This window comes from Cupriavidus necator, from assembly GCF_040578825.1.
Taxonomy (GTDB): domain Bacteria; phylum Pseudomonadota; class Gammaproteobacteria; order Burkholderiales; family Burkholderiaceae; genus Cupriavidus; species Cupriavidus necator_E.
Window position 1 is genome coordinate 1 of the sequence record NZ_JBEFLI010000014.1, and the last position, 12,362, is coordinate 12,362.

At 66.5% G+C, this 12,362-nt stretch carries 11 protein-coding genes; 4 read left to right on the plus strand and 7 right to left on the minus strand.

The genetic code is table 11. The features are described from left to right. The first annotated feature begins 459 nt into the window (after window positions 1-459). The 3 genes from AB1I47_RS09575 to AB1I47_RS09585 all read left to right on the plus strand — a co-directional run bounded on the left by AB1I47_RS09575 (window position 460) and on the right by AB1I47_RS09585 (window position 4,463). Window positions 460-2,058 (plus strand): methyl-accepting chemotaxis protein, encoded by a 1,599-nt coding sequence (locus AB1I47_RS09575; protein ID WP_354683511.1) that lies wholly within the window; start codon window positions 460-462, stop codon window positions 2,056-2,058. A gap of 134 nt (window positions 2,059-2,192) precedes the next feature. Next, the gene (locus AB1I47_RS09580; RefSeq protein WP_354683512.1) at window positions 2,193-3,158 is read left to right on the plus strand and encodes a threo-3-hydroxy-L-aspartate ammonia-lyase; all 966 of its coding nucleotides are present in this window, start codon (window positions 2,193-2,195) and stop codon (window positions 3,156-3,158) included. Between the two features lie 75 nt (window positions 3,159-3,233). Continuing rightward, the gene (locus AB1I47_RS09585; protein WP_354683513.1) at window positions 3,234-4,463 is read left to right on the plus strand and encodes an RtcB family protein; all 1,230 of its coding nucleotides are present in this window, start codon (window positions 3,234-3,236) and stop codon (window positions 4,461-4,463) included. Window positions 4,464-4,476: 13 nt separating this feature from the next. On the opposite strand, the gene fliR is transcribed toward AB1I47_RS09585, so the two are convergent. The 7 genes from fliR to fliL form a co-directional block, all read right to left on the minus strand. Beyond that, window positions 4,477-5,262, minus strand: coding sequence for a flagellar biosynthetic protein FliR (fliR, locus tag AB1I47_RS09590; RefSeq protein ID WP_354683514.1), 786 nt, complete (start codon window positions 5,260-5,262; stop codon window positions 4,477-4,479). A 60-nt stretch (window positions 5,263-5,322) separates the two neighbouring features. Continuing rightward, window positions 5,323-5,592, minus strand: a complete 270-nt coding sequence (gene fliQ, locus AB1I47_RS09595) for a flagellar biosynthesis protein FliQ (protein ID WP_029047088.1) — start codon at window positions 5,590-5,592, stop codon at window positions 5,323-5,325. A gap of 44 nt (window positions 5,593-5,636) precedes the next feature. Beyond that, window positions 5,637-6,362, minus strand: coding sequence for a flagellar type III secretion system pore protein FliP (gene fliP, locus AB1I47_RS09600; RefSeq protein ID WP_354683597.1), 726 nt, complete (start codon window positions 6,360-6,362; stop codon window positions 5,637-5,639). A gap of 92 nt (window positions 6,363-6,454) precedes the next feature. Continuing rightward, window positions 6,455-6,958: a flagellar biosynthetic protein FliO gene (gene fliO, locus AB1I47_RS09605; RefSeq protein WP_354683598.1), complete on the minus strand. Its 504-nt coding sequence runs from the start codon at window positions 6,956-6,958 to the stop codon at window positions 6,455-6,457. A 2-nt stretch (window positions 6,959-6,960) separates the two neighbouring features. Further along, a complete protein-coding gene (fliN, locus tag AB1I47_RS09610) occupies window positions 6,961-7,407 on the minus strand; it encodes a flagellar motor switch protein FliN (RefSeq protein ID WP_354683515.1) in 447 nt (148 codons plus the stop codon). After that, complete coding sequence (gene fliM, locus AB1I47_RS09615) at window positions 7,400-8,419, minus strand: flagellar motor switch protein FliM (protein ID WP_354683516.1); 1,020 nt, start codon at window positions 8,417-8,419, stop codon at window positions 7,400-7,402. Before fliM ends, fliN begins: the two co-directional genes overlap by 8 nt. 59 nt (window positions 8,420-8,478) lie before the next feature. Further along, window positions 8,479-8,973, minus strand: a complete 495-nt coding sequence (gene fliL / locus AB1I47_RS09620) for a flagellar basal body-associated protein FliL (RefSeq protein ID WP_354683517.1) — start codon at window positions 8,971-8,973, stop codon at window positions 8,479-8,481. 454 nt (window positions 8,974-9,427) lie between these two features. Between fliL and acnB the strand changes: the two genes are divergently transcribed. Then, on the plus strand, window positions 9,428-12,019 hold the full coding sequence (gene acnB / locus AB1I47_RS09625; RefSeq protein WP_354683518.1) for a bifunctional aconitate hydratase 2/2-methylisocitrate dehydratase: 2,592 nt from the start codon (window positions 9,428-9,430) through the stop codon (window positions 12,017-12,019). Window positions 12,020-12,362 lie beyond the last annotated feature (343 nt).

Below are 12,362 nucleotides of genomic sequence, written 5' to 3' on the forward strand. Positions count from 1 at the left end.
GAAGTGGGCTTCGTGGGGGCGGGGTGTTAGCTGGTCTCAGGGTGCTGATCGACCTTTACGGGGTGGTCTGCTGCAAAGGCGTATGATCGCCAGCGCGCTGGCAAGCGTCCGTGTGCCGCAGATACCAGCGCATCGACGTTATCCGGTGCGGACATGCGGAACTCGACGCATGCGCGACGCGCCTGCTGCCGACTTGCAAAGCCGCGTTCCGGCTGCTTTGTCCACCTATGTCCCCACTCTAGTAGGGAACAGTTCACCGCCCCCACGCCGTTAGCCACCGCAACATAGAGCACGGATATGCGCAAGACGCCGGGGCAAAGCACCCCGGACGGCGCGCGGACGCCGAGCCGACCAGCAGGAACGGGCGCGCAGTGTTGCATGCCGTGATTCGGCATGCAGTTGGCAATTCACACAACTTGTTGCGCACACGTCCGTTGGGACGGCAAAGGGGGAAGGATCATGGATTTCAGGGGGCTGTCTATCCGCACGCGGCTGTTGGCCGGGTTCGGGACGCTGGCGGGCATGGTGCTGGTGGTGTCGGCGTTCTCGCTGCACGCGCTGAGCGACGCGGCCGATGGTTTCAACGACTATCTCAACGGGCTCAACGCCCGTGCGGAGATGGCGGCGCAGGTGCACAGCGCCGTGGACCGCCGCGCGATCGCGGCGCGCAACCTGGTGCTGGTGACGGATCCGGGCGATCTGGAGCGAGAAAAGGCCGAGGCGCTGCGTGCGCACCATGACGTGCAGACGCGGCTGGCGCGGCTCAATGAGATGGTGCGGCAGCCCGGTGTCGGCGAGGAGGCTCGCAGGCTGGTGGCGGACGTGGCGAAGGTCGAGGCGGAGTACGGACCGGTGGCCACGGGCATCGTCGGCCTGGCCGTGGAGCGCAAGGTCGAGGAGGCCGTGTCCCGTATTGACAAGCAGTGCCGTCCGCTGCTGGCGGCGCTGATCAAGGCGACCGACGCCTATGCGGACTTTACCAAGGCGCGCCAAAAGGAGATGGAACGCAAGCTGGAAAGCGACTATGAGCGCCAGCGCAACTTGCTGATCCTGGTGTCGCTGGTATCGGCGGCGATTGCCGCGATCGGCGGGTTCCTGATCACGCGCGCGATCACGCTGCCGATCCGGCGCGCCGTCGACGTGGCCGACACCGTGGCCGGCGGCGACCTCGGGGCGAGCATCGAAGTGGACCGGCATGACGAAACCGGCCGCCTGCTGGCGTCGCTGCGCACCATGAACGAGCGGCTGACCGCCACCGTCACGCAGGTGCGTGCCAGCAGCGGCAATATCGCCGTCAGCACCAGCGGCATCGCGCGCGGCAATGCCGACCTGAGCAGCCGCACCGAGGAGCAGGCCGCGTCGCTGGAACAAACCGCGGCCAGCATGGAGGAGCTGACCGAGACTGTGCGCCAGAACACCGAGAACGCACGCCAGGCCAGCGAGCTGGCGCGCAGCGCGGCCGACGTGGCGCAGCGCGGCAGCACCACGGTGCAGCGCGTGGTCGGCACGATGCAGGACATCAGTACCAGTTCGTCCAAGATCGCGGATATCACCGGCATCATCGAGGGCATTGCCTTCCAGACCAATATCCTGGCGCTGAACGCCGCGGTGGAGGCGGCGCGCGCCGGCGAGCAGGGGCGCGGGTTCGCGGTGGTAGCCAGCGAGGTGCGGGGGCTGGCGCAGCGTTCGTCGAGTGCAGCCAAGGAGATCAAGGAGCTGATCGAGGCTTCCGGGCGCCAGGTGCAGGACGGCGCGGCGCTGGCCAGCGAAGCCGGCCAGACCATGGCGGAGGTGACGCAGGCGGTGGCGCGCGTGACCGGCATCGTCGAGGAGATCGCCACCGCGTCGACCGAGCAGACGCGCGGCATCGAGCAGGTCAACCAGGCCATCGTGCAGATCGACCAGGTGACGCAGCAGAACGCGTCGCTGGTGAGCGAGGCGGCGATCGCCTCGCGTGCGCTGGAAGAGCAGGGGCGCGAGCTGAGCGAGGTGGTGGCGTTTTTCAGGCTGCCGTCAGCGGGGAACCGGTCTACCTCACCCGTAACGCCAGGGGGTTGATACAACGATGCCGACCGGCTGCGGAAGTATCTGGCTCGGTTCGGGGTGGACTGGGAACAGGTGCAGGGGGCTGCACGCCGGGCGCGGGAAGAGTAAACTGGCCCGTCTCCGCGTCACCTGCCATCCATGCTGCCATGACCACTTTGCCGATCACCTTCAACGACGTAGCCGCCGCCCATAACCGCATCCGCGACGCCGCCCACCGCACCCCGGTGCTGACTTCGTCGACCGCCAACGCCGCCACCGGGGCGCAGCTCTTCTTCAAGTGCGAGAACTTCCAGCGCATCGGCGCCTTCAAGTTCCGGGGCGCCTACAACGCCATCGCCCAGTTCACGCCGCAGCAGAAGGCGGGCGGCGTGCTGGCGTTCTCGTCCGGCAACCATGCGCAGGCGATCGCGCTGTCGGCGCGTTTGCTTGGGGTGCAGGCGGTGATCGTGATGCCGCAGGATGCCCCCGCCATCAAGATCGAGGCCACGCGCGGCTATGGTGCCGAGGTGGTGCTGTTCGACCGCTACAAGGACGACCGCGAGGCGCTGGGGCGCAGCATCGCCGCCGAGCGCGGCATGACGCTGATCCCGCCGTACGACCATCCGCATGTGATGGCCGGGCAGGGCACGGCGGCCAAGGAACTGCTGGAGGAAACGGGGCCGCTGGACATGCTGGTGGTGTGCCTGGGCGGCGGCGGGCTGCTGTCGGGCTGCGCGGTCGCGGCGAATGCGATGGCGCCCGGCTGCGCGGTGTACGGCGTGGAGCCGGAGGCTGGCAATGACGGCCAGCAAAGCCTGCGCAGCGGCGAGATCGTGCGCATCGATACCCCGCGCACCATTGCCGACGGCGCGCAGACGCCATACCTTGGCAATCACACCTTTGCGGTGATCCGCGAACTGGTGACCGATATCGTGACCGTATCGGACGCCGAGCTGGTCGAGACCATGAAGTTCTTTGCCGGGCGCATGAAGATCGTGGTCGAGCCCACCGGCTGCCTGGCCGCCGCCGCGGTGCTGCAGGGCAAGCTCGATGTGAAAGGCAAGCGCGTGGGCATCATCGTGTCGGGAGGCAATGTCGACCTGGGCGCCTTTGGCAGCTTCTTGCTGAGCTAAGGTTGCCGGCGGGGAATCCTGCGGCGGCCGGGGCCGTCTAACGTTCGATCCGCCACCACACAGCCAGGGACGACCATGACGGCCAACCAGCACTACGACATACTCGACACCGGCGCCGGCAAGCCGGTCAAGCTGTGGACCCGCGGCGTCCCGGTAGAGGACGCTGCGCGCGCGCAGCTCGTCAACACCGCGCAGATGCCGTTTATCTTCCGGCACCTGGCGGTGATGCCGGATGTACACCTGGGCAAGGGCTCCACCATCGGTTCGGTGATTCCGACCGTGGGCGCGGTGATTCCGGCGGCAGTGGGCGTGGATATCGGTTGCGGCATGATGGCCGTGAAGACCTCGCTGACCGCTTCCGACCTGCCCGACAACCTGGGCCCGCTACGCAGCGCGATCGAGCACGCCGTGCCCCACGGCCGCAGCGCGCAAGGCGGGCGGCGCGACCAGGGCGCCTGGGGCACGCCGCCCACGCACGTCGATGCGGCCTGGGCCGAGATGGCGCCGGCTTTTCGGCGCATCACCGACAAATACCCGCACCTGGCGCGCACCAACCACCGCAGCCACCTCGGCACACTTGGCACCGGCAACCACTTTATCGAGGTGTGCCTGGATGAGGCCGACAACGTCTGGTTCATGCTGCACAGCGGCTCGCGGGGCGTCGGCAATGCCATCGGCACCACCTTTATCTCGCTGGCGCAGCAGGACATGCGCCAGCATCTTGCCAACCTGCCGGACCGCGACCTCGCCTACCTGACCGAGGGCTCCGAGCATTACGAGGACTACGTCTATGCGGTGTCGTGGGCACAGGCGTTCGCGCGCCGCAACCGCGAGCTGATGATGGAGGCGGTGCTGGCGGCGGCGCAGCGGGTGCTGCGCAAGCCGTTCAAGGCCGAGCTGGAGGCGGTCAACTGCCATCACAACTACGTGCAGAAGGAACACCACTTCGGCCGCGACGTGCTGGTGACGCGCAAGGGCGCGGTCAGTGCGCGCAAGGGCGAGCTGGGCATCATCCCGGGATCGATGGGCGCGCGCTCGTATATCGTGCGCGGCAAGGGCAACCCGGAGTCGTTCTGCTCCTGCAGCCACGGCGCCGGCCGCACCATGAGCCGCAGCGAGGCCAAGCGCCGCTTCACCGTGGAAGACCAGAAGCACGCGACCGAAGGCGTCGAGTGCCGCAAGGACGCCGCCGTGATCGACGAAATCCCGATGGCGTACAAGGACATCGATGCGGTGATGGCGGCGCAGTCAGACCTGGTGGAGGTCGTGCATACGCTGCGGCAGGTGGTGTGCGTCAAGGGCTGATTTCTCCTGCGAGCTAGCGCCCGAACTGCCCCAGCACCGAGCCGATCGCCTCCAGCCCCGCCTCGATCATGTGCTGCATATAGGTGCCCATCTGCGGCATCACCAGCATCAGCACCAGCAGGCCGCCGGACAGCGTGACCGGGAAGCCCACCGCGAAGATCGACAGTTGCGGCGAGGCGCGGTTGAGGATCCCCATCGCCAGGTTCAGCGTCAGCAGCGCGGCGATCATCGGCAGCGCCAGCAGCAGCCCGGAGGCGAACACTATGCCGCCGGCGCGGGCCACGGCTATGGCGCCGCCGGCGGACAGCGGCGTGCCGCCGATGGGCAGGCTGTTGAAGCTGTCGACCAGCGCGCCCAGCATCAGCAGGTGGCCATCGAGCGCCAGGAACAGCAGCACCGCGATGATATTGAGAAAGCGCGACAGCACCATGGTCTGGCCGCCGGCGGCGCGGTCGAAGAACGAGGCGAAGGACAGGCCCATCTGCAGGCCGATGATTTCGCCGGCCTGCTGCACGGTGGCGAAGACCAGCCGCATCACGAAGCCGGTGGCCAGGCCGATGCCGACCTCGTTGAGGATGATCAGCAGCCCGCCGTAGGCGTACACCGGCACCACCGGCACCTGCGCGATGGTGGGCGAGACCACCATCGCGATCATCGCCGACAGCGCGATCTTGGCGCGGCGCGGAATGGTGGATTCACCGAACAGCGGCGCGGTGCCGATCAGCGCCAGGATGCGGAAAAAGGGCCACAGGAATGCCGCGAGCCAAGCATAGAGCTGGGCTGAGGTGACTTCGATCACGGCGGCAGGCTGTCGGAGAGAGGAGGGAACGACCAGGAGCGGTAATGCGCGCGGCCGGCGTCAGTGCGCCAGCGCGGGAATGCTCTGGAACACCTCGCGCATATAGTCGACCATGGTGTTGATCATCCACGGGCCGGCCAGCACCATGGTGGCAAACAGCGCGATCAGCTTGGGGATGAAGGTCAGCGTCATCTCGTTGATCTGCGTCGCGGCCTGGAACAGGCTTACCACCAGGCCGGCGGCCAGCGCCACCAGCAGCAGCGGGGCGGCCAGCAGCAGCGTCATCTTCATCGCCTGGGTGGCGATGGTCATTACGGTTTCCGGGGTCATGGCTGGGGGTGTGCGGATGTGGGGCGGGTGCGAGGCGGGCCGCCTCAGTTCATGAAGCTCTGCGCCAGCGATCCCAGCAGCAGTTGCCAGCCATCCACCAGCACGAACAACATCAGCTTGAACGGCAGCGAGATGGTGGCCGGCGGCACCATCATCATCCCCATCGCCATCAGCACGCTGGCCACCACCAGGTCGATGATCAGGAACGGGATAAAGATGGTGAAGCCGATCTGGAACGCGGTCTTCAGTTCGCTGGTAACGAAGGCCGGCACCAGGATGCTGAGCGGCACTTCTTCCGGGCCCTGCATTTCGGGCGCCTTGGCCATCTGCGCGAACATCGCCAGGTCTTTCTCGCGGGTCTGGCGCAGCATGAAGGCCTTGAGCGGCTCGGCGGCCTTGGCCGCGGCGGCTTCCAGGCTGATCTTGTTTTCCGACAGCGGCTTGTAGGCGTCGTTGTAGACGCGGTCGAACACCGGCGACATCACGAAGAAGGTCAGGAACAGCGACAGCCCCACCAGCACCTGGTTGGGCGGCGAGGTGGCGGTGCCCAGCGCGTTGCGCAGCAGGCCCAGCACGATGATGATGCGGGTGAAGCCGGTCATCATCAGCATCGCCGCCGGCAGGAACGACAGCGAGGTCAGCAGCACCAGTGTCTGGATCGGCAACGACCAGATCTGGCCGCCGCCCGGCGCGGGTTTGCTGACGACGCCCGGGATCGCCTGGGCCCACGCGGGCACCGGCGACAAAGCCAGCACGGCGATGGCGAGCATCAGTGCCGGCAGGGACAGTATCGGGAAGGTGCGCGCGGCCGTGGCGATGCGCGCGGGCCATCCCTGGCACCGCGGCGCGGCATGCGAGGGAGTCATTGCTTGAATTGATTCTGCATCGAACGCAGCAGCCTTTCGGCAAAGGTGCCGCCGCCCGGCAATGGCGGCGCGACGGTGGCGCCCGCTGCGGTCATGGTGTTGGCCGAGACGCTGCCGGCCGGCATGCTGTGCAGCGCACGGACTTCGCCGGGGCTCACGCCCAGCACCAGCCAGGTGTCGCCGACTTCGACCAGCACCAGCCGCTGGCGCGCGCCGAGCATGGTGCTGCCGACGACTTTCATCACGCCACCGCTGGCCTGGCGCACCAGCCCGGCACGCCGGGCCAGCCACGCCATGCCGAGGATCAGCGCGATCACGGCAAAAAGGCCGAGCCCGGCCTGCGCCAGGCTGCCCGCGCCGCTGACCGCTGGCGCGTGCGTGCTTTCCGAGGCCGCAGCGGCCAGGGCAGCGGCAGGCATGGCCGCAAGCACGGCCAGGCTCATGCATGCGGCGCGCTGACGGACCGTCGGGGCGGCGCCGCGCGCGGGGCGCTTCAGCATCGTCATTTGTTCAGCTTGCGGATGCGTTCGGACGGCGTGATGATGTCCGTCAGGCGGATGCCGAACTTGTCGTTCACCACCACCACCTCGCCCTGCGCGATCAGGTAGCCGTTGACCAGCACGTCCATCGGCTCGCCGGCCAGCCCGTCCAGTTCCACCACCGAGCCCTGCGCCAGTTGCAGCAGGTTCTTGATGGGCACCTTGGTGCGGCCCAGCTCGACCGTCAGTTGCACCGGGATATCGAGGATCATCTCGATATCGTTGTGGAAGCCGCTGGGGGCTTCCTTCGCCAGCGGCGGGAAGACGGTGGCGGCGGCCGGGGTGGCCGCGGGCGCCGCGGCCGGTGCGGCGGCGGGGACCTCGGCGGATGTGGCGCTGGTCTGCTCCGCCAGCGCGCTGGCCCAGTCGTCCATCGGATCGACCGGCTTGTCCTGGATGCCCTCACTCATAATCGGTGTCCTTAATGTCCAGGTGGGAATCGCTGTCCTGGTGATTGATCATTCGTTCTACCCGCAGCGCATACTGGCCGTTCATGGTGCCGAAGCCGCACTGCATCACGGGCACGCCGTCCACCTTGCCGAAGACCTTCTCGGGCAGTTCGATCGGCAGCACATCGCCGGCGCGCATCGCCAGCACTTCGGCCACGGTGCTCTGCAGGTGGGCGAACTCGGCCACCAGCTCCACTTCGGCAGCGCGTAGCTGCGTGGAAAGCTGGTTGACCCAGCCCTTGTCGACTTCCTTCTCGTCCTGCAGCGGATTCATCAGCAGGTCCTTGAGCGGCTCGATCATCGCGTACGGCAGGCACACATGAAGCTGCCCGCCCACGGCGCCCAGTTCGATATGGAAGGCGGTGGTCACCACGGCCTCGTTGTGGGTGGCGACGTTGGCAAACTTGGGGTGCATCTCCGAGCGGATGTACTCGGTCTCGATCGGATGCACGGTGCGCCAGGCATTGCCGTAGCTGGTCAGCGTAAGCTCCAGCATGCGCTGGATGATGCGCTGCTCGGTCTGGGTGAAGTCGCGGCCTTCCACGCGGGTGTGGAAGCGGCCGTCGCCGCCGAACAGGTTGTCCACTACCAGGAACACCAGGTTCGGGTCGTAGACGAACAGCGCCGTGCCGCGCAGCGGTTTCAGGTGGACCAGGTTCAGGTTGGTCGGCATCGGCAGGTTGCGCGCAAAGTCGCCGAACTTCTCGATCCTGATGCTGCCCACGGTGATGTCCGCGCCGCGGCGGATGAAATTGAACAGCGCGGTGCGCATCGAGCGCGCAAAGCGCTCGTTGATGATTTCCAGCGTGTGCAGGCGGCCGCGGATGATGCGTTCCTGCGTCGCCAGGTTGTAGGGCCGCACCGCGCCTTCTTCGAGCGCAGGCTCGCTGGCCTTGGGCGTATCGGCTTCGCCGGATACGCCCTTGAGCAGCTCGTCGACCTCGTCTTGCGAGAGGAACTTGTCGTAGGCCATCTAGTGTCCTGCCCCTTGTGCGGCGTTATGGATAAAACCGGTGCTGCCCTGGCCTGCGCTTACTGCACCACGAAAGAGGTGAACAACACATCCAGCACGCGCTGGGCCGGCAGGCCGTTGGCGAACGGCTTGCTGATGGTGTCCCGGATATCGTCGGCGAGCTTGCGCTTGCCTTCGACGGTGGCCAGCTCGGCCGGCTGCCTGGCGGACAGCAGCAGCAGGATGCGGCTGCGGGCCTCCGGCAGGTACTGGGCCAGGCGGGCCTGGGTTTCGGCATCGGCCACCTTCAGCGACAGGCCGGTGTGCAGGAAGCGGTCGCCGTCCTCGCTCTTGAGGTTGACGGTGAACGCGTCGAGCGGCACGAAGATGGGCGGCGGAATGACCGGTGCGGCAGGCGCGGCGGCGGCCGCCGGCTGGCGGTTGCTCAGCACGCTGCCCAGCACGAAGCCTCCGGCACCCAGTGCCACGACCAGCACGCCGCCGCCGATCAGCAGCAGCCGACCGCGCTTGCCTGAGTTGCTGCCGGTCCGGGGGGGAGAAGCCGTGTTCGCCATGAGAAGCCTGTATCGGAATGCCTGCCATTCTTCCGGAATCGCAGGCCAGCAAAGGGCCGAAAAAAAGGGGGAAACCCTTTCAGCTTGGCCGTTTGAGCGGAAAGGGAGCAGGCATGGCTACGCCAGCGGGCGCTTCGTGGTGCGCGCCTGCAGGGTGGTTAACGCTTGGGGCCGGCTGAACTTGAGTGCCCGCGCGCGTTGGCGGGCGATTGCCGTTCGGCTTGAGGAGGGCGCGATGCGCACGGGGCAGGCTGGTGCGCTGCATACCCTACTACGCTAGTCGGGTAGTGACTCATGCGAGCCTGCAGACTCTTCGCTGCGCAACCTTTTGATTCGCCTGATTTTTTATTTTTTCACTCTTATATAAGATATAAGACATTTGACCTCAGGTCGGCTTCGGACTACAATCGCGACGTAACGAGATTTTCTAAACCTAATTACTCAGCAGGTTCCCATGCTTGAAAACTATCGCGCACATGTGGCCGAGCGCGCCGCGCTTGGCATCCCCCCTCTGCCCCTGACCGCCAAGCAGACGGCCGAGCTGATCGAACTGCTGAAGAACCCGCCCGCAGGTGAAGAGCAGAACCTGGTTGAACTGATTACCTACCGCGTGCCGGCCGGCGTGGATGACGCCGCCAAGGTCAAGGCCTCGTACCTGGCCGCCGTGGCGCTGGGCAAGGAACCATGCGCGCTGATCCCGCGCGCCAAGGCCACCGAGCTGCTGGGCACCATGCTGGGCGGCTACAACATCTCGCCGCTGATCGAGCTGCTGGATGACGCCGAAGTCGGCACCGTTGCCGCCGACGCGCTGAAGAAAACCCTGCTGATGTTCGACGCCTTCCACGACGTGAAGGAAAAGGCCGACAAGGGCAACGCCAATGCCAAGGCCGTGCTGCAGAGCTGGGCCGACGCCGAGTGGTTCACCAGCCGTCCGGAAGTGCCGCAAAGCCTGACCATCACCGTGTTCAAGGTGCCGGGCGAAACCAACACCGACGACCTGTCGCCCGCTCCGGACGCCACCACCCGCCCGGACATCCCGATGCACGCGCTGGCGATGCTGAAGAACAAGCGCGAAGGCGCGGCGTTCCAGCCGGAAGAAGACGGCAAGCGCGGCCCGGTCAAGTTCATCGAATCGCTGAAGGAAAAGGGCCACCTGGTCGCCTACGTGGGCGACGTGGTCGGTACCGGCTCGAGCCGCAAGTCCGCCACCAACTCGGTGCTGTGGTTCACCGGCGAAGACATCCCGTTCGTGCCGAACAAGCGCTTCGGCGGCGTGTGCCTGGGCAGCAAGATCGCCCCGATCTTCTACAACACCATGGAAGACGCCGGCGCGCTGCCGATCGAGCTGGACGTGTCCAAGATGGAAATGGGCGATGTGGTCGAGCTGCGCCCGTACGAAGGCAAGGCCCTGAAGGACGGCGCCGTGATCGCCGAGTTCAAGGTCAAGTCCGACGTGCTGTTTGACGAAGTGCGCGCCGGCGGCCGCATTCCGCTGATCGTCGGCCGCGGCCTGACCGCCAAGGCGCGCGAAGCGCTGGGCCTGGCCCCGTCGACGCTGTTCCGCCTGCCGCAGAACCCGGCCGATACCGGCAAGGGCTTCACGCTGGCGCAGAAGATGGTCGGCCGCGCCTGCGGCCTCGAAGAAGGCAAGGGCATCCGCCCGGGCACCTACTGCGAACCGAAGATGACCTCGGTGGGCTCGCAGGACACCACCGGCCCGATGACCCGCGACGAGCTGAAGGACCTGGCTTGCCTCGGCTTCTCGGCTGACCTGGTGATGCAGTCGTTCTGCCACACCGCCGCCTATCCGAAGCCGGTCGACGTCAAGACCCACCACACGCTGCCCGAGTTCATCAGCACCCGCGGCGGCATCTCGCTGCGCCCGGGCGACGGCGTGATCCACTCGTGGCTGAACCGCATGCTGCTGCCCGACACCGTCGGCACCGGCGGCGACTCGCACACCCGCTTCCCGATCGGCATCAGCTTCCCCGCAGGTTCGGGCCTGGTGGCCTTTGCCGCCGCTACCGGCGTGATGCCCCTGGACATGCCGGAATCGGTGCTGGTCCGCTTCAAGGGCCAGATGCAGCCGGGCGTGACCCTGCGCGACCTGGTCAACGCGATCCCGCTGTACGCGATCAAGCAAGGCCTGCTGACCGTGGCCAAGCAAGGCAAGAAGAACATCTTCTCGGGCCGCATCCTGGAAATCGAAGGCCTGCCCGACCTGAAGGTCGAGCAAGCGTTTGAACTGTCGGACGCTTCGGCAGAACGTTCGGCTGCCGGTTGCACGGTGCGCCTGAACAAGGACCCGATCATCGAATACATCAACAGCAACATCACGCTGCTGAAGTGGATGATCGCCCAGGGCTACCAGGACCCGCGCAGCCTGCAGCGCCGCATCAAGGCCATGGAAGCATGGCTGGCCGATCCGAAGCTGCTGGAGCCGGACGCCGACGCCGAGTACGCCGCCGTGATCGAGATCGACCTGGCCGACGTGCACGAGCCGATCGTGGCCTGTCCGAACGACCCGGACGACGTGAAGACGCTGTCCGAGGTGGCCGGCGCCAAGATCGACGAAGTGTTTATCGGTTCGTGCATGACCAACATCGGCCACTTCCGCGCGGCTTCCAAGCTGCTGGAAGGCAAGCGCGATATCCCGGTCAAGCTGTGGGTGGCGCCGCCGACCAAGATGGACCAGAAGCAACTGACCGAGGAAGGCCACTACGGCGTGTTCGGCACCGCCGGTGCCCGCACCGAAATGCCGGGCTGCTCGCTGTGCATGGGCAACCAGGCACAGGTGCGCGAAGGCGCCACGGTGATGTCGACCAGCACCCGTAACTTCCCGAACCGCCTGGGCAAGAACACCAACGTGTACCTGGGTTCCGCCGAACTGGCGGCGATCTGCTCGCGCCTGGGCCGCATCCCGACCAGGGAAGAGTACATGGCCGACATGGGCGTGCTCAACGCCAATGGCGACAAGATCTACAAGTACATGAACTTCGACCAGATCGAGGACTTCAAGGAAGTGGCTGACGGCGTGACGGTTTAAGGGTTGTGGCGCTGTTGGCAGTGCTGCTGCCGGTGGCACGCTGACAGACCTCGTCACGCTGCTGGTTTGCGCCCCTCTCCCGCAAGCGGGAGAGGGAGTACACAAGCGGTTAGAAAAACGTTGGTGGTTTCCGGGAAAAGGCCCCGTCTCTGTTTGAGAGGCGGGGCCTTTTTCATTGGCGTGGCGTGTGGACTGTCGCACTGCTCGCCTTGCCAACAGACTTCGCACGCGGCCGGTTTGCTCCCCTCTCCCGCCTGCGGGAGAGGGGCCGGGGGAGCGGGCAGGCCCTGGCATACCCACACGCCGGCGAAACACCCGGCATTTCGCGCGCTTGCAAGATCAC